At 70.5% G+C, this 26,194-nt stretch carries 23 protein-coding genes and 1 riboswitch; of the genes, 13 read left to right on the top strand and 10 right to left on the bottom strand.

The window, feature by feature from the left end:
• Positions 1–61 precede the first annotated feature (61 nt).
• Entirely contained in the window at positions 62–1,333 is a 1,272-nt protein-coding gene (locus ACIBX3_RS33715; RefSeq protein WP_397124129.1) for a cytochrome P450, read from the bottom strand.
• A gap of 122 nt (positions 1,334–1,455) precedes the next feature.
• Entirely contained in the window at positions 1,456–2,853 is a 1,398-nt protein-coding gene (locus ACIBX3_RS33710) for a cytochrome bc complex cytochrome b subunit (RefSeq protein WP_397124127.1), read from the bottom strand.
• A gap of 198 nt (positions 2,854–3,051) precedes the next feature.
• Here ACIBX3_RS33710 and ACIBX3_RS33705 point away from each other — a divergent pair, with 198 nt between their 5' ends.
• Entirely contained in the window at positions 3,052–3,888 is an 837-nt protein-coding gene (locus tag ACIBX3_RS33705; RefSeq protein ID WP_397124126.1) for a class I SAM-dependent methyltransferase, read from the top strand.
• 128 nt (positions 3,889–4,016) lie between these two features.
• Entirely contained in the window at positions 4,017–4,547 is a 531-nt protein-coding gene (locus ACIBX3_RS33700) for a TetR/AcrR family transcriptional regulator (protein WP_397124124.1), read from the top strand.
• A 41-nt stretch (positions 4,548–4,588) separates the two neighbouring features.
• On the opposite strand, the gene ACIBX3_RS33695 is transcribed toward ACIBX3_RS33700, so the two are convergent.
• Complete coding sequence (locus ACIBX3_RS33695; RefSeq protein WP_397124122.1) at positions 4,589–4,756, bottom strand: hypothetical protein; 168 nt, start codon at positions 4,754–4,756, stop codon at positions 4,589–4,591.
• Between the two features lie 145 nt (positions 4,757–4,901).
• Here ACIBX3_RS33695 and ACIBX3_RS33690 point away from each other — a divergent pair, with 145 nt between their 5' ends.
• From ACIBX3_RS33690 to ACIBX3_RS33680, 3 genes are read left to right on the top strand one after another with little or no spacing between them, the layout of a single operon-like run.
• The gene (locus ACIBX3_RS33690) at positions 4,902–6,554 is read left to right on the top strand and encodes an alpha/beta hydrolase (RefSeq protein WP_397124121.1); all 1,653 of its coding nucleotides are present in this window, start codon (positions 4,902–4,904) and stop codon (positions 6,552–6,554) included.
• Between the two features lie 5 nt (positions 6,555–6,559).
• Positions 6,560–7,510, top strand: a complete 951-nt coding sequence (locus ACIBX3_RS33685) for a sensor histidine kinase (protein ID WP_397124119.1) — start codon at positions 6,560–6,562, stop codon at positions 7,508–7,510.
• A complete protein-coding gene (locus ACIBX3_RS33680) occupies positions 7,507–8,166 on the top strand; it encodes a response regulator (RefSeq protein ID WP_397124117.1) in 660 nt (219 codons plus the stop codon). The genes ACIBX3_RS33685 and ACIBX3_RS33680 overlap by 4 nt, the downstream gene beginning before the upstream one ends.
• Positions 8,167–8,619: 453 nt before the next feature.
• Here the strand turns inward: ACIBX3_RS33680 and ACIBX3_RS33675 are convergent, their stop codons facing one another.
• Positions 8,620–8,772: a hypothetical protein gene (locus ACIBX3_RS33675; protein WP_397124116.1), complete on the bottom strand. Its 153-nt coding sequence runs from the start codon at positions 8,770–8,772 to the stop codon at positions 8,620–8,622.
• 21 nt (positions 8,773–8,793) lie between these two features.
• Between ACIBX3_RS33675 and ACIBX3_RS33670 the strand changes: the two genes are divergently transcribed.
• From ACIBX3_RS33670 to ACIBX3_RS33655, 4 genes are all read left to right on the top strand, one after another.
• The gene (locus ACIBX3_RS33670; RefSeq protein ID WP_397124114.1) at positions 8,794–10,209 is read left to right on the top strand and encodes a zinc ribbon domain-containing protein; all 1,416 of its coding nucleotides are present in this window, start codon (positions 8,794–8,796) and stop codon (positions 10,207–10,209) included.
• Positions 10,210–10,219: 10 nt separating this feature from the next.
• Positions 10,220–11,260: a cytochrome P450 gene (locus tag ACIBX3_RS33665; RefSeq protein ID WP_397124112.1), complete on the top strand. Its 1,041-nt coding sequence runs from the start codon at positions 10,220–10,222 to the stop codon at positions 11,258–11,260.
• An 84-nt stretch (positions 11,261–11,344) separates the two neighbouring features.
• A complete protein-coding gene (locus tag ACIBX3_RS33660; RefSeq protein WP_397124110.1) occupies positions 11,345–11,527 on the top strand; it encodes a hypothetical protein in 183 nt (60 codons plus the stop codon).
• Positions 11,528–11,934: 407 nt separating this feature from the next.
• The gene (locus ACIBX3_RS33655) at positions 11,935–13,176 is read left to right on the top strand and encodes a sensor histidine kinase (RefSeq protein WP_397124108.1); all 1,242 of its coding nucleotides are present in this window, start codon (positions 11,935–11,937) and stop codon (positions 13,174–13,176) included.
• On the opposite strand, the gene ACIBX3_RS33650 is transcribed toward ACIBX3_RS33655, so the two are convergent.
• On the bottom strand, positions 13,151–13,792 hold the full coding sequence (locus ACIBX3_RS33650; RefSeq protein ID WP_397124106.1) for a response regulator: 642 nt from the start codon (positions 13,790–13,792) through the stop codon (positions 13,151–13,153). The genes ACIBX3_RS33655 and ACIBX3_RS33650 overlap by 26 nt on opposite strands.
• Positions 13,793–13,885: 93 nt before the next feature.
• On the opposite strand from ACIBX3_RS33650, the gene ACIBX3_RS33645 reads away from it, so the two are divergent.
• From ACIBX3_RS33645 to ACIBX3_RS33630, 4 genes are read left to right on the top strand one after another with little or no spacing between them, the layout of a single operon-like run.
• The gene (locus tag ACIBX3_RS33645) at positions 13,886–14,074 is read left to right on the top strand and encodes a DUF6229 family protein (RefSeq protein ID WP_397124104.1); all 189 of its coding nucleotides are present in this window, start codon (positions 13,886–13,888) and stop codon (positions 14,072–14,074) included.
• Complete coding sequence (locus ACIBX3_RS33640) at positions 14,065–16,926, top strand: type 2 lanthipeptide synthetase LanM family protein (RefSeq protein WP_397124102.1); 2,862 nt, start codon at positions 14,065–14,067, stop codon at positions 16,924–16,926. The genes ACIBX3_RS33645 and ACIBX3_RS33640 overlap by 10 nt, the downstream gene beginning before the upstream one ends.
• A 5-nt stretch (positions 16,927–16,931) precedes the next feature.
• On the top strand, positions 16,932–18,797 hold the full coding sequence (locus ACIBX3_RS33635) for an ABC transporter ATP-binding protein (RefSeq protein WP_397124100.1): 1,866 nt from the start codon (positions 16,932–16,934) through the stop codon (positions 18,795–18,797).
• Positions 18,794–20,137, top strand: coding sequence for an FAD-binding oxidoreductase (locus ACIBX3_RS33630; RefSeq protein WP_397124098.1), 1,344 nt, complete (start codon positions 18,794–18,796; stop codon positions 20,135–20,137). Before ACIBX3_RS33635 ends, ACIBX3_RS33630 begins: the two co-directional genes overlap by 4 nt.
• A 79-nt stretch (positions 20,138–20,216) precedes the next feature.
• Here the strand turns inward: ACIBX3_RS33630 and ACIBX3_RS33625 are convergent, their stop codons facing one another.
• The 5 genes from ACIBX3_RS33625 to ACIBX3_RS33605 all read right to left on the bottom strand — a co-directional run bounded on the left by ACIBX3_RS33625 (position 20,217) and on the right by ACIBX3_RS33605 (position 26,171).
• Positions 20,217–21,593: an MFS transporter gene (locus ACIBX3_RS33625; protein ID WP_397124096.1), complete on the bottom strand. Its 1,377-nt coding sequence runs from the start codon at positions 21,591–21,593 to the stop codon at positions 20,217–20,219.
• A 197-nt stretch (positions 21,594–21,790) separates the two neighbouring features.
• Entirely contained in the window at positions 21,791–22,525 is a 735-nt protein-coding gene (locus ACIBX3_RS33620) for a glycoside hydrolase family 25 protein (RefSeq protein WP_397124094.1), read from the bottom strand.
• 13 nt (positions 22,526–22,538) lie between these two features.
• A riboswitch (cyclic di-AMP (ydaO/yuaA leader) is annotated at positions 22,539–22,680 on the bottom strand.
• A gap of 397 nt (positions 22,681–23,077) precedes the next feature.
• Entirely contained in the window at positions 23,078–24,268 is a 1,191-nt protein-coding gene (locus tag ACIBX3_RS33615; RefSeq protein WP_397124092.1) for an FAD-dependent monooxygenase, read from the bottom strand.
• Between the two features lie 144 nt (positions 24,269–24,412).
• Complete coding sequence (locus tag ACIBX3_RS33610) at positions 24,413–25,945, bottom strand: FAD-dependent oxidoreductase (protein ID WP_397124090.1); 1,533 nt, start codon at positions 25,943–25,945, stop codon at positions 24,413–24,415.
• Positions 25,905–26,171, bottom strand: a complete 267-nt coding sequence (locus ACIBX3_RS33605) for a hypothetical protein (RefSeq protein ID WP_397124088.1) — start codon at positions 26,169–26,171, stop codon at positions 25,905–25,907. Before ACIBX3_RS33605 ends, ACIBX3_RS33610 begins: the two co-directional genes overlap by 41 nt.
• Positions 26,172–26,194: the final 23 nt, after the last annotated feature.

Raw genomic sequence — 26,194 nt, 5'->3', positions numbered from 1 at the left:
AAGCCGGTCCTTGTCTGACCCGACACCGTGTGTCCGGCACCAGAGAAGGCCGATGGCGCGTTCATGGCAGGCGGATGGGGAGGGCACGGGGGCCGCGCACCTGGCCGGCGGCCCAGGTCACCGCCGCCGGCTCCGCCAGGGCGAAGGCGGGGATGCGCTCCAGCCAGACCTCCAGGGCGACCCGGAGTTCCATACGGGCCAGGTGGGAGCCCGCGCAGCGGTGGATGCCGAGACCGAAGGCGGCGTGCCGGTTGACCTCCCGGTCGATGAGCACCTCATCCGCGCGCTCGAACTGGGCCGGGTCGCGGTTGGCGGCGGGGAAGGACAGCAGGATCCAGTCGTCGGCCTTCATGTCCACGCCGTTCCAGTGCATGTCCTGCTTGACCAGGCGAGCCATGGTGACCGGGGCGTAGGCGCGCAGGAACTCCTCGATCGCGGTCGGCAGCAGCCCCGGCTCGGCCACCAGGCGCTCGCGGTCGGCCGGAGTCTTGGCCAGGTGCCACAGGGACGCCCCGATGGCGCTCCACGTCGTGTCGATGCCGGCGATGAGGAGCAGCATCATCGTGCCCACCACGTGCATGGGGTCCAGTTTCTGCCCATGGAGTTCGGCGTTGACGAGGTACGTCGTCAGGTCGTCGCGCGGCCTGGCGACGTGCTCGTGGATCTGCGCGACGAGGTAGTCAACCAATTCGTCTTGGTGTCCGAGACGTTCCTCGGGTGACTGGTTGATGCTCTCCAGGACGTTCTCGACGAACTCGCGGAACCGCGGGCCGTCCTCGGGCGGGAAGCCGAGCATGTCGGCGATCACTCGCATCGGAATGTGCTGGGCGTAGTCACGGGCGGCGTCCACGATCTCCCGCCCCCGCATCGCGTCGATGAGTTCGTGGCAGTACGCCCGCGTCGCCTCCTCCTGTTGGGCCACCGCCGACTTGGTGAACATCGGCAGCAGCAACTGCCGGGCGTCGCGGTGGAACGGCGGGTCGGAGGTGATGGGTGGGGCGTCGCCTACCGGGGCCAGGTCGAGCGGCGGTTTGTTGTTGCTGACGATGATCGCCCGGGACGAGAAACGCTCGGTGTCGTACGCGACGGCCGCCACGTCCTCATATCGCGTCGGCAGCCATACGCCGCCGAACCGCTCGGTGTGCGCGATCGGGCAACGCTGCCGCAGCTCGTCCTGGATCGGATAGGGATCGGCGGCCCAGACGGGATCGACATGGGAGAAGTCGGTCGCCCAGTCCGAGACCGGATCGATCACGACCTCGCTGGCTGTGCCCAGCAACCGACTCTTACGTGCCTCTCCAATGCCTTGCCCGAAGCGGTCATCCGCGGTCATCACGCAGCTCCATCTTTGGCGTCGGTCCCGGGCCCCTTGCGTGTGATACGTCCGGAGGCCGCCGCCGGATGCCCCTGCGCCGGAAACCTCATCCACGCACGTCAGGCAGGCCGCATGATCCATCACTGTCGTCTGCCTGAGGTGATCGCCGGCTCGCGGCGCTCTTGCCGCGCCGGTGCAAGCCGTTCGTGGAATCCGCCGTCCGGGGACCGCGTGATGATCCCGGTCTCCACTCCGTGCTCGGCCTCGTGGCGATCCGTCTGCTGAAGTGCGAGGCAGATCCACCGGGTGAGGATGAAGGCGACGACGGGGCCGATGACCACGGCGAACCTGAAGAAGATCGTCACAGCGTCGACGGTGAGGTGGAACTGGTGGGCGATCTGGTCGTTGGCCGCGGCCGCCCACAGCAGGCCGTAGAACGTGACGCCGGCGACCGCGACGGCCGTCTTCACCGGCGTCTCGCGGGGCCGATCGAGCAGGTCACGCGCGAGCGTCTCGCGGGCCATGCGGCTCGTGGTCTTGGGCCGGCCCAGCCCGTCGCGGCGGCTGCGCCGCGAGAGGAGGAAGCGCTCGGCCATCGGATAGGCGGCCAGGGCGGTGAAGAAGACCCCGGGTATCACCAGTGTGGGGACGAGGACCGCGAGACTGAGCGTGTAGTCCCCGATGGTGAGTTCCCACCCGGGCATGATCCGGAGGGCGCCGTCGAGGAACCCCATGTACCAGTCGGGAACCGAGCCCGCCGAGATCTGCGTCGGCTTGGCAGGGCCGTACAGCCATATAGGGGCAATCTGGAACCCCAACCCGAGAATGATCAGCATGCCGAATGTCGCGAGCGCCATCATCGGGCGCACGCTCCGCCATGCCGGCACCGAGGCGAGGAACCGGGTGTGGCCGTGCCGCCGCACCAGCAGTTCACGGGCGATCAGCAGCGCGGCCATGACGATCGAGATCAACAGGTGTCCGCCGTACATGACCGGAATGACCCTGTCACCGGGAAAGTCCGGGCCGAACAGCAGCGACAGCGCCCAGGTTCCCACCACGGGGACGGACTGCACAACCGACATGATCAGCCACAGGCTCCCACCCGACAGCATGTCGTCAGGCAGGGCGTTGCCGGTCTCGCCCGCGGCCATGCCCAGCGCCAGCAGCGTCACCCAGATCAGCCACTGTCCGGTGCGCGGGCGGCGGAAGGCGCCGGTGAGGAACATGCGCAGCAGCTGCAACACGACGGCCGCCACGAAGACGAGCGCCGCCCAGTGGTGGACCTGGCGTATGAGCAGTCCGCCGCGCACCTCCAGGCTCAGATGCATGGTCGAGTCGAAGGCCTTGCTGACGAAGAGTCCGCGCAGCGGGCCGTACGAACCGTCATAGGTCACCTGGGACATGCGGGGGTCGTAGAACACCATCAGCACCGCCCCGGTCACCGCCAGAACGACGAACGACCAGACGGCGATTTCCGCGAACATGAACGACCAATGGGAGAACTGAAACGAGCGGCGCTTGGCCGGCAACGAACGCATCTGGGCCCCCTGACCTTGCCTACTCACATGACGCCATCGGGGCGGGGAATGTGACAACGAGGAGGCGTCGGTGACGGTGATTCACATCACTGCCGTCGGATCCTTTGCCGGGGGCCGGGTTGACGCGTGCTTTCTGACAGGCGATTATGAACAGACATTCATGAACATACGTTCATCCCGATGACAGGGAGGGTTTCGGTGGGAGGCATCGTCAACACCGCGCAGGCACAGGCGTGGAACGGCTACGAGGGCGAGCATTGGGCCGCCCACGATGACCGCTATGACGCGGTGAACAGCGGATTCAACAGGTTCTTGCTCGAGGCGGCCGGGATCGGCGAACGCGACCGGATACTCGACGTCGGCTGCGGGAACGGTCAGCTCACCCGGTTGGCCGCCGGTCAGGCCCCGCGCGGGTATGCATCCGGTGTCGACCTGTCAGGTCCCATGCTCGCCAAGGCGCGTGCCCGCGCGGCGGCCGAGCATGTTCCCAATGTGTCCTTCGAGCAGGGTGACGTGCAGGTCCACCCGTTCCAGGAGGGCGCCTTCGACGTCGCGCTCAGCCGGTTCGGGGTCATGTTCTTCGCCGACCCCGTCGCCGCCTTCGCCAACATCCGCCGCGCGCTGCGCCCGGCAGGTCGGCTCGCGTTCGTGTGCCTGACCCAAATCGCCGGCACCGACCTGGGCGCCGTGTTCGGCGCGATGGCTCCGTACCTGCCGAGCCCTACCGGCGCGGATGGCAGCGGACCCACGTCGTTTGCTGATCCCGCGCGCATCCGCTGCGTGCTCGCTGATGCCGGATTCCAGGACGTCACCTGCACACACGTCGAAGCGGACCAGATCTGGGGCCGGGATGTCGCCGACGCGGCCGAGTTCCTCACCGGTTGGGGGCCGGTCAGGTACCACATGACGCACGCCGGCCCCGAGGCCGCGGCGCACGCTCGGGACGCGCTCACCGCCGCGCTGGGCCCTTTCGCCCAGCCCGGCGCCGTCCGGCTGCGCGGCACGGCGTGGCTGGTCACCGCTGTCGTCCCGTAACGTTCTCATGCTCTGTTGTGTTCGACTGACCACGATGAGGCCGGATGTCACCGAGAAGAGCGGCGGTACTGCGTGACGGTGCGAATGGGCGAAGCCTGCGTGAGCATCTGATCGCCATCACCCAACGCATGATCTCCGCGCGGGGTACGGCGGGACTCACCGTGCGCGCGATCGCTCGGCAGGCGGGTGTCGCCGACGGTGTGCTCTACAACTACTTCGCCGATAAGGAGGAGTTGCTGGCCAACGCCCTACGCGCGCATGTCCGCACCGTCGAACGAGAGCTGGGCGAACTCCCCGAACCCGGTGCCGGCACCGTCGAAGCCAATCTGCGCGCCTACCTCACCTACGGCCTGGCGCTGCACCGGGCGATCCTGCCCGCCTTCGCCGGGTTGCTCACCCAGCCCGCGGTCCTCACCAAGTTCGCGGAGCTGGGCGGGCACGGCGAGGACTGGCGCGATCGGCTGGCCCGCTACCTGCACGCTGAACGAGACCTGGGCCGGCTCGCCGCGGACGCCCAGCTCGACGCCGCCGCGGCGATGATCGTGGGCGTCTGTCACGAGACAGTGCTGCCCGCGTTGTTCCAGCACCATGCGACAGCCGCGGCGCCACCTTCCGTCGAATCCGTCGTCACCACCGTGCTCACCGGAATCGGGCAATGAGAAACCACTGCCGATCGCCCCGGAAATCCAACCCGCCGCCCTCACACGACCAGCGGAACGCGGCGGCCTTGAGGGCGCGGCGGGCAGCGGGGCCCGGACACGCCGCCGCCGCCGGCCAGGTGGTCGTTGAGGCCGATGACCGTGTCGGCGACGGCGCGGGCGGTCTCGATGCCGATGAGGTCATGGACGGGACCGGTCTCACCGGTCAATAGGCGGGCCTGTCAACGACGCCTGTGGCTCATGTCCACAAGCGGCGAGTCTGATCCCGCATACGACTCAAGTCGTATGCGCTCCGATGAGCGCTCGCTTCCCGGCTAATATGCGGCGGGCGGTCCGGGTCCTAGCGTCGATCCCATGATCGACAAAGTCTCCGCCCAAGACGTGGGCTTATTGCTCCGCGTGCTGTTTCTTCTCGTCATCGTCAGTGCCGTCGGATTGTCCGCGACGCTGCGCTTCCCGGAGATACTGCTCGACCCGCGCTCGTTCGCGGTCACGCTGGTCACCGGCAACACCATCGGCGCCATCCTGAGCCTTGCCGGATTGCTGGCGTCAGGTGCCGTGCTCGTGGTGCTCTCGCGCCGGACCGGCGCCACCCGCGTGCGTTCGCTCGGCACCGCCGCAGGAGCGTGCTGCGGGACGAGCGCGGTCCTCGGCCTGCTCCTGATCCCGCTGTGGGCGAATGACGTGGTCGCCGGGGTGCCCGTTCTGTCGTGGATCGCCTTCGTCGCCGGGGCCATCATCGCGCCGGTGCTGCTGGCGGGCTGGACGATGAGCGTCGTCAAGCAGGACGGTCGCGGTTGTGTGCTCGGTGTGCTCGGTGCGGCCGGCCTGCTGCTGACCGCCGCGCGCTCGGCGTTGTGGGCGCTCAACGCGATGCTGCCGCCAGAACGGGGCTTCCACCTCACCTCGGCGATCCTGACCGTCGCCGCATTGCTCACGTTCCCGCTCTGGCCGGCCTGGCTGGCCCGCATGGGCACCACCCGAAGGCTCCTCTCCGCGTTGCTCGCGCCGATCCTCCTTGTCGGGTACGCCACGGCCGCGATCGGCCTCGCCCCGGCACCGCGTGGTAACGGCGCTCCAGCCGTGCCGAGTGCCATCGGGTCGGCTTTCTACCTGGTGACGATGGCCGTGCCGGCGCTCTTGCCGCTGCCGACGAACGAGACGGAGCTGCGCGCCGATCGCCGGCGAGACCTGGACACCCGGCCCGAGCTCCCGGCCGGCGCGACAATGGAGCGGATCGATGCGGGCGGCGTCCCGTCCGAACGGATCTGCGCCGGCGACGCCGGCACCGAACGGATGATCCTCTATCTCCCCGGCGGCGGGTTCATCGAGATCGCGGGCAACGGGCCTCGTCGATTCGCCGCGGCGATCTCGCGAGAGACCGGCGCGTGCGTGTTGCTGGCGCACTACCGCCTGGCGCCCGAACACCCCTATCCAGCCGCCATGCAGGATGGTGTGCGCGCCTACCGCTGGCTCCGCGGCCAGGGCATCGCGGCGTCACGCCTGGCGATCATGGGTGACTCCGCGGGCGGCAACCTCGCCTTGACGACCACGCTCTCCCTCCGCGGGAGCGGTGACGCGCTGCCGGCCGCGCTCGTGTCGCTCTCCGGGGTGACCGACTTCACGCTGCGGGGCGAGACCTTCCGTACGCTGTCCGATCGCGACCCCGTCCTGACGCCCGGTACGCGCAAGCTCACGTTCGACAGCTACACCCGCAACGGCACGATCGACCTGCGCGACCCGCTGCTGTCGCCGCTGTACGCCGACCTCGCCGACCTCGCCGCACTCCCGCCGACGCTGTTGCTGGCCGGCAGCCAGGAGGTCCTGCTCAGCGACGTGACCCGGCTCGGCGATCGGCTACGCGCAGCGGGTGTGCCCGGGCAGACACAGGTCTGGCCGGGCATGATGCACGCGTGGCCGCTCGTGGCGGACGAGGCGCCGGAAAGCCGGATGGCGATCGCGCAGATCGCCGGCTTCCTCTCGTGGAGCTGGGCGACCTTACGATGATGTCCATGCCGGATCAGTGGCGGCGCCGGTGGCCGGTTGCGGTCTTCTGGGTTGTGATCGCGGTGGCGTTCGCCCTGACGCTGGTCGGTGTGCTGACCCCAGTGCAGCTGATCGGCCCGATGATCGCGGCATACCTGGTCGCCCGGTACGGGCCCAGACGCCATCTGTGGCTGGCCTGGTCACCGGCGGTGCCGTTCATGATCGGGTGGCTGTCCAACGGCGGGCCTTGGTGGGACGCGGTCGTGGTCGCTGTGCTGTTCGGCGGATGTCTCCTGCTGGGGCTGACGGTTCGGACCCGGCGCGCGTATCTGGCGGCGCTGGAGGAGCGTGCTCGCTGGCTCGAACGGGATCGTGAGCAGCAGGCCCTGCTCAGCGCGGCGGCCGAGCGCGCCAGGATCGCACGCGAGGTGCACGACGTCGTGGCACACAACCTCGCGGTGATGGTCGCGCTGGCCGACGGGGCGGTCGCGTCCGCCGCCGTTCCCGAGCGTTCGGCCGACCTGATGGCCAAGGTGGCCGTGACCGGCCGGGAGGCGCTGTCGGAGGTACGCCGCCTGGTCGGCGTGCTGCGCGACGGCGACGCTCCGGATCTGCGGGTCGACGCGCTGGTCGATCAGGTCCGCGGTGCCGGGCTGCCGGTTACGCTGATCCGCGACGGTCCCGCCCGTACGGTGCTGGACCTGGTGGTGTATCGGATCGTCCAGGAAGCGCTCACCAACACCATGAAACACGCTGGACCAGGGGCCACGGCCACGGTGCGGTTGCGCTACGGCGAGGCCGACGTGGACGTCGAGGTCGTCGACGACGGCGGCGACCGGCTCGCCCGGCCGGGGACCGGCGGACATGGATTGGCGGGCATGCGCGAGCGAGTCGCCTCCTACAGTGGCGACATGGACGCCGGGCCGGTGCCCGGCGGCGGCTGGCGCGTGCACGCACGACTGCCGGTACCGCCATGACGATCCGCGTGCTCTTGGCCGACGACCAGGCATGGCTGCGGCTGGGGTTCCGGGCGGTGCTGGAGCAGGAGCCCGACCTCGAGGTGGTCGGAGAGGCCGGCGACGGCGAGCAGGCCGTCGCCCAGACAAGGGCGTTGCGGCCGGACGTCGTGCTGATGGACGTACGCATGCCGGCCATGGACGGGATCGAGGCGACGCGGCGGATCGTCGCGTCCGGCTCCGCGGCCCGGGTCCTCATGCTGACCACGTTCGACCTGGACGAGTACGTGTTCGCCGCGCTACGCGCCGGCGCCAGCGGATTCCTGCTCAAGGACGCGCTGCCGGCGGACCTGCTGAGCGGCATTCGCGTGGTCGCGTCCGGCGACGCGGCCGTCGCCCCGGCGGTGACGCGACGGCTGATCTCGGCATTCGCCTCCCACCTACCGGTATCGGGCACACCGACGCCGCTCGACGCCTTGACCGCACGCGAGCGAGACGTGCTGATGGAGCTCGCCCGCGCCCGCTCGAACGCCGAGATCGCCGCGCGCTTGCACATCTCCGAGGCGACCGTGAAAGTCCACGTCGGACGCGTGCTCGGCAAGCTCGGGTTGCGTGACCGCGCGCAGGCAGTGGTGTTCGCGTACGAGAACGGTGTGATCCGCGCCGGGGCCGACTAGTTCCCGCCGAACGACCATACGCGAGGCCAGCCATGCGCCGGCTCGTAACTATGAAACTGTCTCGGCTCTGTTGACGAGACAGCGCTGCCCAGCCACCGCGCCAAGCTTGTACGTCTGCGCGTACGTGCCTGTGTACGTCGAACTTGAGCGATCCCGTGCCCGGGTGGCGCCCGGCGACGTCATGGGCGGCTTTGTCGAACAGCAGGCCGCCGGGTGGAACCATGCGTTCCAGGACGCGGATGGCGTTGACGACCGGCGTGATCGCCACCCAGGGAACGTCCCGGTCTGCTCCGGCGACTCGTGGTTTCCCTGCTCGTCGGTGGCGGTCTTGAACGTCTTGCCGCGTATCAGGTGCCGCCCGGTCGTGCCGTCGCCGCCTCGCTCAGGGGCCGCCAGGACGGCCGGTACGGCCGATCCGCCACCGCTTCACGATCGCGGCGAAGCCGGAGCCCTTCACACGGCCTCGGACTCCCGGGCGATACGGGTGAACACGCTGTCCAGATCGGGCACCGGGCCGGGGGTCATGCTGTCCTTCGTGGCCGGCATGGACCGCAGTCGCAGGTCCGCCACCGGCGCAGGCAGATCCGCGCCGACTTCGACCAGCACGACGGGGTGTTGCCGGGCGATGTGACCGAGCTGGAGGATCCGCCGAACGTTGCGGCGCAGGTCGTGCTGGCCGCCGCTGACCGGCAACTGGCCGCCCTGGAGCGCACCGGGGAGCGCACCGGCGAGCATGGCGCGCGGTTGCGGGTGAAGCTGCCCCTGGTCGAATCCCCCGCCTCCGGCCGGGATTGGGCCTGGCACGTGCTGCCGCTCGCCCTGCCGCCGACCGTGCCGGCGCAGACGAAAGTGTGCAGCCCTACCCTGCGCGTGGCCAAGGGCCGGGTGCGGGTGGATCTGCCGTTCCAGAGCCCGGTTTCGTTCGCGCCCGCGACCGGTCACATGATCGGGTGCGGCTTCGACTGGGGCCTGAACGCGGTGCTGACCGGCGCGGTCGGGCGTCTGGCCGAGGGCCGGGTGATCGGTGATGGGCGGGCGTTGATCTACGACGCGAGTGGTGTGTCGGCCAAGCTGCACCGGTTGCGGGCCGAGCGCGAACACCTGGCCGCCAAGCGGACGCGTCAGGAGCGGCTGCTGGCCGGGATCACGCCCGCCGATGCCCGCTTCGCGGCGCTGAGCGCTGCCTGTGAGGTCCTCGGGGTGGAGCACGAGCGGGTGTGCGCGCGCATCCGCAACCTGACGGTGGTCTATCTGGAAGATCTGGCCACCTTGGAGGCGCGTGGGCGGCGGGGACGGGCCAATGCGCGGCTGTCGGGGCAGGTGCGCGGGCAGGTCACCGAGGCGATCCGGCATCTGGCGGCCAAGAGCGCGATCGCCGTGGTCACGGTCCCGGCCCGCGGCACCTCCAAGTACTGCCCCCGCTGCGGCCAGGGCACCTCGCTGCTGCAGCATTGCCCGGCCCCCGATCGGGTCACCGAGAAAGGGTGGACCTGGGCGTACTGCTCTGCTTGCGGCCTGTCGTGTGATCGGGACTGGGCGGCGGCCGAACGCATCCTCGCCCGCGGATTGCTCGGCCAGCAGGCGACCCGCACCGACCGCGCCACCGGCACCCGCAGCATCGCGCAGGTGGTGGAGGGCAACGTGGCCCGAGCCCGCCGGTCGCGCAAACCCACCAGGGCCGCCCGCCGCGCCCGCCGTACCCGAACCGACCTGCACCCCCGACCGGCCGCGCGGGACCGATCCAAGGACCGGCCCACCCCGAAACGACCCACCCGCACGGCGAAGAACACCTCAAAGACCTCCAGCCGTGTGCCCGACCGGCGCACGGTGCCCGCCCCATTCCCCGCCGGGAGTGGGCAGCGTCCGGCGGGCCAAGCACCCCAGGCGACCCGCCCGCCCGCGGGACGTACAGGGCTTGTACGCGATTCTCAGCACCGGACCGGCTTCCACCGCGTCGCGGCCACCCCCGTACTCCCCCTGGGACCGTACGCAGACGGCCCGCCCCGGCCACGCCCGCCCGATTTGCCGGAAATGCTCAGGTAAATATAGAGAATTGCAGACGCTGGACCACAACGGCAAGCGGTACCTGGAGACGAACGGGATCTTCGACGGTCCGATTTACGAGTGGTTCGTCCCGATGATCGTCAACCACGATGGAGAGGATCATCGCCGCCTGCGCCGCCTGACGAGCAAGGCGTTCACCGCGCGCACCGTGGAGAATCTGCGGCCGTTCATCCGGGCGCAGACCGAGCAGCTGATCGAGGGCCTGGCGTCGGCCGAGGTGTGCGAGTTCGTCGAGGACTTCGGCGCCCGGCTGCCGCTGGCGGTCATGTGCCGGTTGCTCGGCGTGCCGCCCGAGGACTACGACGTCTTCGGGACCTGGACCAGAGACATCGGCCTGGTCTTCAGCCTCGCGGCCGGGGGCGATGTCGTCACCAGGGTGGAAGCCGCGGTACGCGGCCTGAACGGCTACGCCGACTTCCTCATCGAGGAGAAGTCGGCCAGGCCCGCCGACGACCTCACCTCCGCCCTGGTCGCGGCCCATCAGACCGACGACGGCCGCGTCACCGAGGACGAGCTGCGCAACCTCCTGGTCACGCTCGTGTTCGGCGCCCAGGACAACACCCGGCACCAGCTCGCCAACGCCATGGTCGTCTTCTCCGAGCACCCCGACCAGTGGACCCTGCTGGGGCAGCAGCCGGAGCTGGCTGCCCAGGCCGTCGAAGAGGTGATGCGCTGGCTTCCCTCGGCGGGCACCATCTACCGGTTCGCCGCCGAGGACTTCGACTACGAGGGACTGCACATCGCGCGCGGCACGTTCCTCATGATGTGCGTGAACGTCGCCCAGCGCGACCCGCGTGCGCACAAGAACGCCGATCGATTCGACATCACGGCCGTCAGGGACAATCCCCCGCTGCAGTTCGGCGCGGGCCCGCACCACTGCCTGGGCGCCGCTCTCGCCCGCGTCGAGATAGGGGAGGCGCTCCCCATCCTCGCCGCGCGGCTGGGCCCGCCCTCCATTGTGGGGCCGATCACCTGGCAAGGCCCCATCGGGATCCAGGGCCCGGATGCGCTACCGCTACGCTTCGGCTGATCAGGGCCCGCGGCCCGCCCTCCTCCCGGGGAGGGCGGGCGCCGCCTCGGAAAAGGGCCGGACGGGAACGACACACCCTCGGCCGTGACCTTCGCCCTGGAGCACGACACCGTCGGCGACTCCGTGCCGGGCACGATCACCGTCAGCATCGACTTCGCCGCCGGCGACCGGGCCGGCCGCTCGTACAACTCAGTCCCGATCCTGCGGCTCTGGCGCAACGTGTGTGCCGCGATCATGGATAGTGCCGATGTTGTGGCTCGGCATTGATCGCGGGGCTAACGGGCCGCACATGAGTGCCGGCCGCCGGCTCGGAGTACAACCGCTCGACGCCGGCGCGTTCTCCCGAGCTGAGGGAACTCACGGCCATTCAGGTCACGTCCACGGACGTGACCTTGGAGATCAGGACGCTCCGGTTGGGTGTGCCGGGCCAGGTGGCGCGACGTGCGCGAAGCCATGCTCGCAGTTCGAGGGAGTGACGGTGCGCTGCTCGATGCCGTGGATCTCCGCCTCGGTCGCGCAGGGGCCGCGTGGGCCTGACCTCGTGGTGTGGCGTAACGCCGGACTGGTCATGCGCTATCCCGGCAACGGGGACATCCGTTTACGGCCTGCGCTTGAGATCGCGTCGAGCTCGATGGATCTTTGAAGCCGGGTCGTCAGAAGGGGCGTCACTCCACATGCAGCCACCACCAGCGCGTGACCTCGCCGAGCAAGCCACGGGAGGCGGCGCGCGGGGCTCGCTCGGCTGGCGAGATCCGCTGTTCCTGGCGTCCAGGCCCAGTGGCGAGCGCGTGCGCCGGTTCGTGGCGATGCTGCTGATGTTGCAGCGGCTCAGCTATCTGCTGCCGGCGTGCGCGAGCCTGTTAGCCGACGAGGCGCTCTTCTCCGGCCGCGGCCGCAACGCGGTGCTGCTGGCCCTGGCCCTGACCTGGAACGTGACATTGTTCCACTGGGTCGCACGGCGCGGCTGGTTCGCGCCCACGGCTGTGATGATCGACGTCCTGGCCACCTGCGCCTTCATGATCGGAGTCACCGGTGCCTGCCTGCCCGAATCGGGTACGTGCGTGACCGACTGGTCCTCGCACGCGATGCTGGCGACCGGAGCGCTGATCGGGGCGGTCATCGAGCGTCCGATCCGGTTCGCCGCCCTGCTGCCGCCGATCGTGGTCTACGTGATCGCGCACGCCGACGATCTCGGTCAGCGACTCCCGCCCATGCTGGAACTGGCCGTGCAGATCAACAGCTACGTCTGGTTCGCGATCGTCGTCTTCTTCATCCGTCGCTACCTGGCCGGCCAGGCCGCGCGGCTGGACGGGCTGGCCGAGCAGCGGCTGGCGGTCGAGACGGAGCGGATCGCCGAGCAGGCCCGGCTGGCGCACTACCGGCAGCTGCACGACACGGTCCTGGCCACGCTGACCGCGATCGCCCGAGGAGGGCTGGATCACCAGGCGGAGGAGGTGCGGCGCCGGTGCGCGGCGGACGCGGCCTACGTGCGGGCACTGATCAGGCAGGATGCCTCGGGTGCCGCCACCGGGCTGACCAACGGCCTGGCCAGGGCCGTGGCCAGGGCGACGGGGCTGGGGTTGTGCGTGCGCTACGCCGCCGAGGCGCTGCCCGAGGATCTGCCCGCCGACGTGGGCGTGGCCATGGCGGAGGCCGTGGCGGAGGCGCTCAACAACGTGGCCAGGCACTCCGGGGAGCGGGAGGCGTGGCTCACCGCCGTCGCGGTGGAGGGCGTGGTCACGGTCCGCGTGGTCGACCGTGGCAGGGGCTTCGATCCCGGCGGGGTCGAGTCCGGCTACGGGTTGCGTTCCTCGGTCATCGGGCGAATGCGCGAGGCAGGCGGCGACGCGGAGATCATCACGGCTCCCGGCGATGGGGTGTGCGTGGAGCTCAGGTGGCCAGTCCGTCCTCCCTGACCCGGGCGGCGAGGTCCAGCTTGGTGTAGGCGGGACGGCCCGCCTTCCGGTACTTGTCCTTGACGCGTTCCAGGTAGTTCTTGGCGGTTCCCGGCCGCACGCCGGCGCTGCGCGCCGCCGCGGTGAGCGTCATGCCGGAGGCGTAGGCGAGCAGCACCGCGTGCTCCTGCGGGGACAGGACGGGCCGATCGTCGTCCTGGTCGGCCAGCCAGCCCAGCGCCAGCTCAGGTGAGATGGCCACCTCCTCCTTCGCCACCTCCCTGACCTTCGCCACCAGGGCCGCCAGGTCGTGATCCTTGGTGAGGTATCCTCCGGCTCCCGCGCCGATCATCTGCCTGGCCATGTCACCCGTGGTGACCACGCTGACCACGAGCACCCTCCGCCGTAGCCGTACCAGCGTGCGCACGTTCTCGACCGGGTCGGAGCCGTCGGCCAGCAGCAGGTCGAGCAGCACCACGTCGGCCGGTGACGGCTCCGTTCTGAGCAACTCGGCGACGGTCGCGGCCCGTCCGGTCAGCCGTACGTCGGGCACACCTGCCAGCCAGGCGGCCAGCCCGTCGATGAGCATCCGGTCATCGTCTACCGCAGATACGGTGATCACGCCTGTCTTTCTCATATTCGGCATGTTGTGTCAAGTGCGCAGTTATGGCGTCTATCGGCCGTTGTTCTCGTAATGGATCATGGCGTCAAGCTAGAGAAGGGAGCAAGCATGACCATCACCCTCGAAAGGGCCGAGGAGATCATCGCCGCCTGGAGGACGGGCGACGATTCGGACAGTCCGGTCGGCCCGCTGCTGCCCGGCATGTATGCCGAGTCCGAGATCACCATGACCGGGCCCGGTGGCTCCGGCAGATGCGGGACCGCCTGCTCGGGCTCCAGAACCTATCAGTGCTGCTGAGCGGGGCGGAGCGCATGGCCGGTGAGTTCGACCCTCCACTGGACCCGCTGATCGGACCGGCTCTGGCCGACCTGGAGGCCCGGCTCGGGTCGCTCACCGGCCTTGCCCCGGCCGAGCGCGGTGCCATCCTGGCGGGCGCCGCGCTGTCCCTCGAGGAGGAGATCCGCCGCAAGATCACCAGGGTGCTGGTGCTGGAGTTGAACGCCGCCCGCCTGTCCGGACGCCTGACCGCCGCCGACTCCGCCGCACGATGGGACGAATGGAAGCAAAGTGTGGCTAAACCGGCGTTCTGGCACGACTTGGCGGTGCCGTACCCCGGCATGATGGGCAGGCTCACGACGGTCATACGCCATCGATGCGAGGCCGCCAACCGCTTGGCCGAACGCTTCGCCGAGGACCGCTCAGTGCTGGCCACCCTGCCAGGAGCACCGTCAGGTGAGCTCGAACGCGTCGAGTTCGGCGCCGGCGACAGCCACCGGGGCGGGCAGACGGTCGCGGTGCTGCACGGCGAAGACGGCCGGGTCATCTACAAGCCACGTTCACTGGCGGTGGACGCGGCGCTCGCCGACCTGCTCACCCACCTCGGCGACTCCACCATGCGCGTGCCCGCCGTCGTGACCAGGCAGGGGTACGGCTGGGCCGAGCACATCGAGCACCGCCACTGCGCCGACGCCGGAGAGCTGCGCGCGTTCTACCGCGGCATGGGCCACTGGCTGGCGCTCATGCGCCTGCTCGGCGGGAGCGACCTGCATGCCGAGAACCTCATCGCCAGCGGGCCGCACCCCGTGGTCGTCGACTGTGAGAGCCTGTTCACCCCGCACGCCAAGGCGCGTCCCTCCGGGTACGGCCAGGCCTTCGACCTGGCGGTGGAGCTGGTGAACACCTCGGTGATGCGCACCGGGCTGCTCCCGGGACGAGGGGTGGCCCTGGGCTGGCGGGGTGTGGACATGTCCGCGACGGGCGCGCTGCCCGGACAGCAGCCGCAGATCGAACTGCCGGTGGTGCTCGGCGCGGGCACCGACAGCCCCCGGATGGGCACCGAACGGGTGGAGTTGCCCCCGGCGGCCAACCATCCCAGCCCCGAGCCGGTGCTCGGCCAGTACTGGGACCTGATCATCGCCGGATTCGACGAGCTCGACGACCGCCTGACCGAACTGGACCGGTCGGGCAAGCTGGAGCCGCTGCTGGCGGCCTTCGCCGACTGCCCGGTCCGCGCGGTGCTGCGCGCCACCGAGGCGTACGCCGAGCTGGGCCGCATGCTCTGGCATCCCGCCGCGCTCCATGACGAGGCGCCCGCCCGCGCGAAGGCCGCCAGGCTGCTGGCCAAGATGTCGGAGAACGTGCCGGGCGCTCCCGGCGACCCCGTCATCATCGCCGCCGAGGTGGACGAGCTGTGCCATGGTGACATCCCGATGTTCGACACCACCCCGCGCGTCGGCATGCTGCGCGGCCCCGCCGACACCAGGTGCGGCCCGGAAAACGATCTGATCGCCGACGCCGTGGCCCGCTGGCGGGCGCGCGACCACGGCCTGGACCGCGGGGTGGCGCAGGCGGCCCTGGTCAGCGCCTACCTCAACGAGGGCTGGATGCCGGACCTCGATCGGCTCTCGCCCGGCCTCGTTCGCACCGACCGTTTGGAGCCCCGGCGGCGCGCGGCCGCGGCCGGCATCCTGCGCGCCGTGCTGGACAGCGTCGTGCGCGGCCCGGACGGCTCGGTCACCTGGATCACGCCCGTGCTCAACCTCACCGGCTGGGCCGTACAGCCGCTGTCGCTCGACGTGTACGGCGGAGCCCACGGCGTGGCGATCCTGCTGAGCGCCTACACCCAGGAGGCCGCGGGCGGCAGGGCCGAGCAGATCCAGGAACTGCCCGGACTCCTGGAGGCCGTCCTGCGCACCATCCGCGTTTCGGAGGACCGCGACGCCGCCAGGCGGCGGGAGGGCATACGGATCCGGCCGGAGCCCCCCGGCGCCTACCTCGGGATCGCCTCGCAGGTGTGGGGCTGGCTGCTGCTGCGCGCCTTCGGCGTGGCCGGAGAGGAGGCGCTGACGCGCGCCCGCGCGCTGGCCGAGCTGCTCCCGGAGTCGATCGAGGCCGACGACAGCTACGACCTGCTCTCCGGGATGGCGGGGGCGATCGTCCCTCTTCTGCGGCTGAGCCAGGAGACCGGGGAAGCGCGGTGGGCCGAACTGGCCCGATCGATCGGAGCACGCCTCGCAGGGCTGGCGGAGCGCCGTTCCGGAGGGGTCTGCTGGCCCAGCCCGCGCTTCCCCCAGGGGCTCGGCGGGCTGGCTCATGGCGCCACCGGCATCGGCTGGGCGCTGGCGCGGCTGGCGGAATCCCCCGGTGGCCCCGAGGGCATGCGGGAGCTCGCCGAGGCGGCGTTCGCCTATGAGGACACCCTCTACGACCCGGACCAGCGCGGCTGGCTGGATCTGCGCAACGACGGCTTCACCGCCAAGGCATGGTGCCACGGCGCGGGCGGGATCGGGATCGTCGCCGCCGACCGGCTGGCCCGCGAGGGCGGCACCCGATGGCGCGACAAGCTGGCGCGCGCCGCCGCCTCCTGCTGGTCCGACGGCATCGGCTGGAACCACACGCTCTGCCACGGCGATCTCGGATGCTGGGAGGCGATCGAGCAGGCTCGAGCGGCCGGGGTCGCGCCGGTGGACCGGGCGCGGCTGGACGCCCACATCCTGGGCAGCCTGGAGGTCAACGGCCCGATCAGCGGCCTGGCCAGGGACGCCTTCACACCGGGCCTGCTGCCCGGCCTGGGCGGGGTGGCCTACCAGCTGCTCCGCATGCACCCTGAGTGCACGCTGTCCTCCGTCCTGCTCCCGGACCTGGAGTGAGCACGGTGAAGGAGCACGTGGAGGAGGAGCTCGTCGTCACTCCGTACTGGCACCTGGACCGGCCGGACGGTGCTCGGCGCACGCCGTGGCAACTGTCGGCGATCACCATCCCGGTGCTGCGGCTCATCTGGCAGTGCGGGCGCCGGCCCGCGCTCACCATCCTCGTCCTTCAGCTCGCCGCGGGCGCCGCGACGGCCAGCGGACTGCTGGCGACGGCGGCCGTGCTGGACGAGCTGCTCGCCGCGGGAGCGGCGCCCGATCGGCTCCTGGCCGCGGTGCCCAGCCTGGCCTTGGTCGCCGCGATCCTGGCGCTGCGCGGGGCGGCCGAAGCGGCAGTGGAGCTGGCCAGAGCGCGGCTGGAGCCCGCGCTGCGGCGGGCGGCTGAGGAGCGGCTGTTCGCCGCCGCCCTGGACGTGCAGCTGGCCGACTTCGACGACGCTGACTTCTACGACGGCCTGCACCGGGCACGTGACCGCGGGCTGTTCCACCTCGACCGCGCGGTGGGCAACACCATCGACCTGCTCGGCGCCACCTGCGGGGTGACGGCCGCGGCGGCCGGGCTGGCCGTCCTGCACCCGCTGCTGGTGCCGCTGCTCGTGGCCGGCGTGATCCCGGAGGCCTGGGCGGTGTTGAAGGCCGCTCAGGCCGGATACGCGGGCATGAGAAGCATGGTCACGCTGAACCGCCGGGTGCAGATGCTCTCCGAGCTGGCCACCGAGCGGGAGCCGGCCGGCGAGTTGCGGGCCTGCCAGGCCGAGCCGTACGTGCTGGCCGAATACCGCCAGGTGGCGGACGTGCTGAAGGAGAAGGAGACGCAGGTCGGGCTGTCCATGGCACGGGTCAGAACCGCGGGCCGCGCGGTGGCCGGCCTCACCATGGCCGGGGTGCTGACCGTACTCGGGCTGATGCTGCACGCCGGCTGGATCGCGCTGGCCGGGGCGGGCACCGCGGTGATCGCCGTCAGGGTGGCGGCCGCGGCGCTGAGACAGCTCGCCCAAGCCGCCAACCACCTGTTCGAACAGTCCCTGTACGTTGCCGACTACCACGACTTCCTCGCCGACGCCGACGTCAGGAAGCGACCGGCGGGAGGTACGACGGCACCGCGCTCTCCCGGACGCATCACCCTGCACGGCGTCGGCTTCACCTATCCCGGCAGCCGGAGCCCCGCGCTGCGCGAGATCGACCTGACCATCCACGCCGGCCAGACGATCGCGCTGGTCGGCGAGAACGGATCCGGCAAGACCACGCTGGCCAGGCTCCTGGCCGGGCTCTACGCGCCCACCGCCGGCACGGTGCGGTGGGACGGGCTCGACAGCGCCGACCTGGACCCGTACACCCTGGCCGACCGGGTGGTCCTGGTTCCGCAGCACCCCGTCCGCTGGCCGCACGACGCGAGGACCAACGTCCGCATGGGCCGCCACGACCGCCCGGACCCGGGAGACCACGTCCTGCGCGAGGCCGCCTCGCTCGCCGCGGCCGACGATGTCATCGCCGGCATGCCCGCCGGATGGCACACCCTGCTGTCCAAACACTTCAGGGGCGGTCACGAACTGTCGGCAGGGCAGTGGCAACGCCTGGCCGTGGCCCGCGGGCTATTCCGCGACGGGTCCCTGCTGATCTGGGACGAGCCGACCGCACCGCTGGACGCCAAGGCGGAGTACGCCGTCTACGAAACGCTCCGCAAGATCGCGGGGGAACGGACCATCCTGCTCATCACGCACCGGCTGACCAGCGTACGGCACGCCGACCGCATCTACCTGCTGCACCAGGGGCGCATCGCCGAGGAGGGCACGCACGACGAACTGCTGGCACTGCAGGGGCGCTACGCCGAGCTGTACGCGTTGCAGACCGGGAAGCCCGCCCGCCGATGACCGGCCCGCGCATGATCCATCCCGGCGAGCCGGGCTACCAGGCCCGGCGCAAGGCCTTCCTCGGCACGCTCACCGAGGAACTGCCCGCGGCCGTGGCCTGTTGCGCCTCGGAAGCGGACGTGATGAGCGTTCTGGAGCTCGTCCGTGCCCGCGGCATGCCGTTCGCCCTGCGTGGCGGTGGCCACAGCTTCGCCGAGCACTCCTCCACGACCGGGCTGCTCGTCGACCTCAGCGCGATGAAGGAGATCGAGGTCGGCGCGGAGAGCGTGCGGGTGGGCCCCGGTGTGCTGATCGGCGAGCTGGCGCGGCGCCTGGCCGAAAGCGGGCGTATGGTGCCCTGCGGCTGGTGCCCCTCGGTCGGCGTGGCCGGAGCGGTCCTGGGCGGCGGATACGGCGTGTTCAGCCGCCTGTACGGGCTCGGCGCCGACCATCTGCTGGCGGCGCGTGTGATCCTGGCCGACGGGCGGCGCGTCGAGGCGGGAGAGGACCTGCTGTGGGCGCTGCGCGGAGCCGGCGGCGGAAACTTCGGCGTGGTCACGCGGATGACGCTGCGCACCCGGCCCATCGTGCCGCTCACCGCCGTCCAGGCCATCTGCGACTTCGGCCGCGCCGCCGATCTCGTCGACGCATGGCAGCAATGGGCGCCCGAGGCGCCGGACGAGGTCAACCTGGAAATCGCGGTCATCTCCGGCGACCTGCCGGAAGAACCGCCCTACGCCGTGCTCTTCGGCATCGTCGCCGGCCCGGACGAGCAGGCCAGGAAGCTGGTCGGCGACCTCGTGCCGCTGGACCGCCTCCGGCTCACCCGCCTGGAGGGCGCCGCGGCCGCCTGTCACCACGCCTACGCCGACGGCGGGTCGGGCGCCGTCACGGAGCTGCCGTACGGCGAGCGGCCCGGGCTGCGGCTGAACAAGTCGGGCTTCTTCGACGGGCACCTGCCCCGGGCGGCCATCGAGGACCTGCTGGGACGGCTGGCCGCCGACCGTGTGTACGGCGAGATCCGGGATCTGGAATTCGTGCCCTGGGCGGGTGCCATCGCCCGTGTCGCCCCCGACGCGAGTGCCTTCGTCCACCGCGCCCCGCGCTTCCTGCTCAAGCAGGCCGTCCAGGTCGGATTCCGCGCCACTGACAGCCGCAGACGGGACGCGCACGCCTGGTTGTGCCGGTCGTGGGAACAGGTGTCGCCGTGGGCCTCAGGCGCGGTCTACCCCAACTACCCCGACGCCGACCTGGAGAACTGGGCGCAGGCGTACTACGGGAGCAACCTGCCGCGGCTGCGGGAAGTCAAGGCCGCCTACGACCCCGCGGGCCTGTTCCACTTCGCCCAGTCGCTGCGCTGAAGAGCCGCGCTCCCGGGTGATGGGCAGGACGGCGGATCTCCCCGCAGCCGTGCGCGGGGAGATCCTTCGTGTCGTGCCTTCAGTGGTGGTGGTGCGTGGTCGTGACCGGTGCCTGGTGATCGTGGTGATCAGGCTGCCGGCGCCTGTCCAGCAGCGCCCACGTGGCCAGAGCGGTCGCCAGCCCGGCCGTGGTGAGCAGGCCGCCGACCCAATTGACCGAGCTCAGGCCGAGACCGCCGTCGATCGCTTCGCCGCCCAGGTAGATGCCGATGGCGCTGCCCAGCGTGAAAGCGGAGATGTTCGCGGCTGACGCCACGTCGGGTGCGTGGCCCGCCGCGGTCATGACCCGCAGTTGTAGCGGGGCGACCACGGCGAAGGCTGCGGTGCCGAAGACCAGCATCATGGCGACAGTCGCCGGCTTGCTCTCGATGGCCGGCGTCATCGCGAACAAGGTGACCGCCAGAGCGGCGACGGTACCGATCACGGAAGGCATGACGGCCCGGTCGGCGAGCTTGCCGCCGAGGTGGTTGCCGGCGAACAGGCCGATCCCGAACAGCAGGAGCAGCGGCGTCACCCATCCCGCTTCAAACCCGGTCACCTCGGTGATCTGCGGAGCAAGGTAGACGTAGCTGGTGAAGACGCCTCCGTAGCCGAGCATCGTGGTCAGGAGCGCGCCCCAGACGGCGGGGCGGCGTAGCGCGGCCAGCTGCTCCCGCATGGTCGGCCCCTGTCCGCCGCCGCCCAGGTGGGCCAGCGCGTGGGCGTCGAGCCCTTCGAACTCCGCACCATGCTGCGGACCGTGGTCCCCGCCGTGCTGTGCGGCGTTCTGAGTGCCGTGACCTGGCCCGTGATGCCCCTCGTGAGCCTCAGCGGCGTGGTCGTGGTGAGCGTGCGTCGCGGGAGCGGCACGGCCGAGCGAGGCCAGCAGGCCCAGAAGCGCGATCCCGCCGAAGACCACGAGGGTCCAGAACGTGAACCGCCAGCCGAGCGCCTGGCCGACCGCGGCCCCGATCGGCGCGCCGAGGATCGTGGAGGCGGTCAGCCCGGAGAAGACGATGGCCACCGCGCGTCCCTTGCGTGAGGGTTCGACCAGCTCGGCGGCGTACACGGCGGCGATGCCGAGGAACGCCCCGTGGGCCATGGCCGACACGATCCGGCCGGCCATGATTGTCCCGTACGCCGGTCCGAGTGCGGACAGCAGATTGCCCAGCAGGAACACCCCGGTGGTGGTCAGGAGCATCGACCGCCTGCCGAACCTGGTGCCCAGCGCGGTGAACACGGGGGCGCCGATCGCGACGCCGAGGGCGTACACGCTCTCTAAGGCGCCGACGGCACCGATCGTGACATCGAGTGCTTGGGCGATCTCGCGGACGACTCCCGCGACGATGAACTCGTCGGCGCCCATCGCGAACGCTCCGACGACCATCGCCCAGATCGCCAATGGCAGCTTTCTCATTGCAGTCTCCTTGAAGAAGACGAGCGCCTGTCCGGAATCCCGCTCCAGCAGGCCTGACGCCCCCTCAAGCATCCATACCCCCTAGGGGTATTCCCGGATGACGGAACTTTTGAGAAGACCGGTCGGGCGCAATGCGTACGCAGCACTGGGGGGCGGCGCGCGGCACGCACGAGCGTGCCGCGCGACCAGGGACTCCGTTACTTGCGGCCCAAGGCGCGGAGCTGGTCCAGGCTCACAGACGTGACGTTCTGGTCCACCGGGCTGTCGGTGTACTGGTGGATGGTCCACGTCTTCCACGGTGCGGGCGGCGTGACCGCGCCTCTTGCCTTGCTGTAGTGGGCAACCCACAGCGGATACTGGCCGAGGCCTTGACCGTAGGTGCCGGCGAAGTTCCAGCCGGAGTAGAACAGCGGGGTGATGCCGGTCTTGTCCTTCACCCGCTCCAGCCACTTCCTGGCCCAGGCGTTGACCTCGGCCACGGACTTGCCGTCGGTGGTCTCCAGGTCCAGGACCAGGAGGTCACCGGTCTTGCCCGGCTGCTTGTCGACGACGGAGAGGAAGAAGTCGGCCTCGGCGACGGGGTCGTTGCCCGGGTGACCGTAGTGGTAGACGCCACGGACGATGTTCAGCCGGGCCATTTCATCCCAATGACGAACGAAAGCGCGGTCGATGAAAGAGGTGCCCTCGGTCGCCTTGACGATGCCGTACTTGGCGTCACTGGCGGCCCAGTCGTGCGCCGGCTGATAGTTGGAGACGTCCTGGCCGTAGACGAGCTTGTCATTGTCGGCGTGCGCGGGACCGGCGACGGACACACCGGCTACGGCGGTGGTCACGGCCAGCAGCGCGGCGGCAGCGTACTTGGCCAGGATGCCGGGAGTGGCCGTTCGGGCGATGCCGGTCTTCGGGGCAGGGGTAAGACGATGGGCGGCCATCGGTAGGGAGTTCTCCTTGCTTCCATACCGCTTACCGGGTTAGCTGACGGGTTCGGACATGGAAGCTGCCCTATGGCACCTCGGTGCCAATTCACCCCAAGTGAAACGACTGGGTCCCCGGTTCCGCCCACAGGCGGATTCAGCGGTCACAGACAGACCTGTGATGTATGCGAGGTCAAAGTAACGACCAGATAAACCGGACGTATGGTGCACAACATAATGCATCAACCAAAATACTGACAAGTGGACAAACCGGCAGTCGCCGAGTTCGCCCCTCCAGGCGGCTCCGGAACCCCGCTTCCGGCAAGGGATCCGCCATTTCGCGGGCAAGTTCGTCGCTTGCAGAGCGGCACGCATGACTTGACCTGGGCTTGGAGGAATCTTTACGGCAGGGCGACATATCGGTCGTTGGCCAATTTGCGCACAAACGCCTCTCAACTCACTCAAATCGCACGCGGGACAGTCAGGCACGGGTGCGAAGTACTCACTTGAGCGGGGCGGTCGCGGCCAGAGCCGCCCGGGCGGCGCGACGTGGGCGCTCCGGCGTCTCCGTCAAGGGGTGGAGCCGGTCGGGCTCGTCAGGTGGGGCCGGGCGGGCGTCTGCCAGCCGAAAGTGCCGCTGGTCGCGCGCAGGAACGCGGCGGTGGGCAGCGCCCACGTCACCACGTCACGCACCTGGGCGGCCAGCGCGTTCCCGGGGTTGAGGAGGCGGCCCGCTCTGGCCGAGGCGCGGACCAGCCCCTGGGTACGCCTCCGGCGGGCACGGTCGTAGGCGGCCAGCGCGGTGGCCAGGTCCGCCGAGCCGGCGGCGAGCGCGGTGAGCACGACCGCGTCCTCGAGGGCCTGGCAGGCGCCCTGGCCGAGGGCGGGCGTCATGGCGTGGGCGGCGTCGCCGAGCAGCGCGACCCGCCCGGCGACGTAGCTGGGCAGGGGCGTGGCCAGGTGGTAGATGTCGTGGCGCAGCAGCGCATCCGGTGGGGTGGCGGCCAGCAGGGCCGGAACGGGATCGTGCCAGCCGGCGAACCGGGCGGCCACGGCGGCCAGGTCGTCGCCGGTGTGGGCACCTTCCGGGGCGGTGCGGTCGGCGAACCAGTACACCCGGCCGTCCGCCAGCGGCAGCGCCCCGAACCCCTGGCCGCGCCCCAAGGTCTGAAACGCTCCGGGCAGGCCGGCGGGGGCCGCGTCCGCCGGGGCGAGGCCGCGCCAGGTGATCTCCCCGGCGTACGCCGGACCAGGATGGCCGGGGAACAGCACCCGGCGCGTGAGGCTGTGCACCCCGTCGGCGGCCACCACCAGATCGGCCCAGGCCGTCCCGGACCGCCCGTCCGCGACGAACCGCACCTCCCCGCCTCCCACGCCGGTGACCCGGTGCCCGGTGCGCAGGTCCGCTCGCGCGGACGCCTCGGCGAGCATCCGGTGCAGGTCGGCCCGGTGCAGCACGTACGCGGGAACGCCGTGGCGGGCGGTGAGCTGTTCGACGGTGGTACGCAGCAGCCACCGCCCGGAGGGTGTGCGTACCCCGGCGGCGCCGGTGGCCACGCTGCACTCCCGCAGGGCGTCACCGACCCCGAGCCAGTCCAGCGCCCGGACCGCGTTCGGAGCAAGGGCGATCCCCGCCCCGACCGGCGCGAACCGCGGCGCCTGCTCGAAGACGGTGACTCGCCACCCGGCACGGCACAGCCCTGCCGCCGCGGCGAGCCCGCCGATCCCACCACCGATCACGATCGCGGTCCGCTCCGACATGCCGACCTCCGTCACATAACTCGAACATCTCTGTACGAGATTGCGCCTACCCGGAAGCTCGACGAGCTAACCAGCCGAGCCCTCACCGCCGAGATTCGGATCGTCAACTGACGGGCGGCCTGATCCCGTGGAGCAGGAGGAAGCTCACGTCGGTTCGTCCTGGTCGATCGGTTCCAGTGGCCGGGTGGCCGGGCCGTGCAGAACCGCTCCGTCGGTGGCGAAGCGGGATCCGTGACAGGGGCATTCCCAGGTCTGTTCGGCCTGGTTGAAGGCCACGATGCAGCCGAGATGGGTGCAGGTGGCGGAGACCGCGTGAACGGCGCCGGCCGTGTCGCGGTAGACGGCGCAACGTTGCCCGCCGATGCGGACCACGGCACCTGCCCCCGGGAGGATGTCGGCCACCGAATCGGCGTGGGTGGAGCGCAGGCGATCTCCGATGAAGTGGCGTGCGACCTTGGCCTGGAGTTTCACGATGGGGCCGGCCTCACGCAGGGGGTGGAGCCGCCGGGGGTCGTACAGCTTGGCCCACGGCAGGTCCTGGCCGGTGATGAGGGCGGCCAGGAGTTTGCCGGACATGACGCCGTTGCTCATGCCCCAGCCGCTGAATCCCGCGGAGACGTAGACGTGTTCGGCTCCGGGGTGGAAGTGCCCCACATACGGCAGGTGGTCGGTGGTGGCGTTGTCTTGGGCCGCCCATCGGTGGCTGATGTTCACACCGGTGAAGTGTTCGCGGGTCCAGGCCGCGAGCCGGTGGAATCGTTCGCCTGCGTCGCCGGAGCCTGGGGAGGCGATCTCACCGGTGATGATGAGCAGGCGCCGCCCATCGCGGTAGGGGGTGGTGCGGATCGACCGAGTGTTGTGCTGCGTAGTGATGTAGATACCGCCAGGGTCCTGTTCAGCTGGGATGGGAGCCGCCACCACGAGTTCACGCCGCGGCTGCAGACGGGCGAACAGCAGCGCCCGGTCGAACACCGGGTAGTGCGTGGCCACCACCACATCAGCGGCGGTGACCGTGGTGCCGTTCTCGCACGCCAGCCGGCACGGCTCGCCTTCCTCCAGCCCCATCACCCGGGTGCGCTCATACACCCGGGCGCCGCTGCGGGTGATCTGCCGGACCAGGGCGAGCAGATATTTGCGGGGATGGAACTGCGCCTGGTTCTCCACCCGGACGGCGGCCGCGACGTCGAAGGGCAGACCCGTCTCGGTCACCAACGAGGCGGGCAGGCCGGCCTGCCGGGCCGCGTCCACCTCGGCGGTGATCTGCTCGGTCTGCTCGCCGGGCTCGACATAGGTGTAGGCGGGCAGGCGCTCCAGGTCGCAGTCGATATCGAGATCGGCCGCGGTGGCGAACACGTGCTCGACCGCGTCTTGCTGCGAACTCGCATACAGCCAGGCGGCCTGCTCCCCATGAGACTTGCGCAACCGGTCGTAGATGAGCGTGTGCTGAGCGGACAGCTTGGCGGTGGTGTAACCGGTGACGGCGGCGGCGATCCGGTCTGCCTCCAGCACCACGACCGAGCGGCCGGTCTGCGACAACTCCCAGGCCGCACACAACCCGGCGATCCCGCCACCGACAACGGCAACATCGGCGGCGATGTCCTGCGAAAGCGACGGGAACGACGTCGCGGCCGTCGACTCAACCCAGTACGACTCGGGCACTCCTGGAAGCGATGCCATAACCGACGCCCTTCCCCCGCACACGTCCGTTAGGCGCGCCCCTAAGCCCGCCGCCGGCGTGCGCTGTTCCCCAGGCCGCCCGGCTGAGGCGCAGGCAGCTCTGGTAGGAGGTCATGTCGTTGTCGCCGCAGTACGCGAGCCCCTCGTCGGTGTACTTGTCCGCCTCGGCGAACCTGCGTTCGGCGACGTAGCGGTTCTGCAGGTTCGCGTACGCCCAGGCCGGCATGGCCGCCCCTGTCCGGACCGGCA

This window comes from Nonomuraea sp. NPDC049480, assembly GCF_044465905.1.
In the GTDB taxonomy this organism is placed as follows: Bacteria; Actinomycetota; Actinomycetes; order Streptosporangiales; family Streptosporangiaceae; genus Nonomuraea.
This window is presented reverse-complemented; position numbering and strand designations above follow the sequence as displayed.

Excerpts from the sequence above, each read along its gene's own strand:
- ACIBX3_RS33700 (WP_397124124.1), top strand. The coding sequence starts at position 4,017 with ATGATCTCCGCGCGGGGTACGGCGGGACTCACCGTGCGCGCGATCGCT.
- ACIBX3_RS33690 (WP_397124121.1), top strand. The coding sequence starts at position 4,902 with ATGATCGACAAAGTCTCCGCCCAAGACGTGGGCTTATTGCTCCGCGTG.
- ACIBX3_RS33685 (WP_397124119.1), top strand. The coding sequence starts at position 6,560 with ATGCCGGATCAGTGGCGGCGCCGGTGGCCGGTTGCGGTCTTCTGGGTT.
- ACIBX3_RS33715 (WP_397124129.1), bottom strand. The coding sequence starts at position 1,333 with ATGACCGCGGATGACCGCTTCGGGCAAGGCATTGGAGAGGCACGTAAG.
- ACIBX3_RS33680 (WP_397124117.1), top strand. The coding sequence starts at position 7,507 with ATGACGATCCGCGTGCTCTTGGCCGACGACCAGGCATGGCTGCGGCTG.
- ACIBX3_RS33615 (WP_397124092.1), bottom strand. The coding sequence starts at position 24,268 with ATGTCGGAGCGGACCGCGATCGTGATCGGTGGTGGGATCGGCGGGCTC.
- ACIBX3_RS33625 (WP_397124096.1), bottom strand. The coding sequence starts at position 21,593 with ATGAGAAAGCTGCCATTGGCGATCTGGGCGATGGTCGTCGGAGCGTTC.
- ACIBX3_RS33620 (WP_397124094.1), bottom strand. The coding sequence starts at position 22,525 with ATGGCCGCCCATCGTCTTACCCCTGCCCCGAAGACCGGCATCGCCCGA.
- ACIBX3_RS33710 (WP_397124127.1), bottom strand. The coding sequence starts at position 2,853 with ATGCGTTCGTTGCCGGCCAAGCGCCGCTCGTTTCAGTTCTCCCATTGG.
- ACIBX3_RS33605 (WP_397124088.1), bottom strand. The coding sequence starts at position 26,171 with ATGCCGGCCTGGGCGTACGCGAACCTGCAGAACCGCTACGTCGCCGAA.
- ACIBX3_RS33630 (WP_397124098.1), top strand. The coding sequence starts at position 18,794 with ATGACCGGCCCGCGCATGATCCATCCCGGCGAGCCGGGCTACCAGGCC.
- ACIBX3_RS33645 (WP_397124104.1), top strand. The coding sequence starts at position 13,886 with ATGACCATCACCCTCGAAAGGGCCGAGGAGATCATCGCCGCCTGGAGG.
- ACIBX3_RS33650 (WP_397124106.1), bottom strand. The coding sequence starts at position 13,792 with ATGAGAAAGACAGGCGTGATCACCGTATCTGCGGTAGACGATGACCGG.
- ACIBX3_RS33655 (WP_397124108.1), top strand. The coding sequence starts at position 11,935 with ATGCAGCCACCACCAGCGCGTGACCTCGCCGAGCAAGCCACGGGAGGC.
- ACIBX3_RS33610 (WP_397124090.1), bottom strand. The coding sequence starts at position 25,945 with ATGGCATCGCTTCCAGGAGTGCCCGAGTCGTACTGGGTTGAGTCGACG.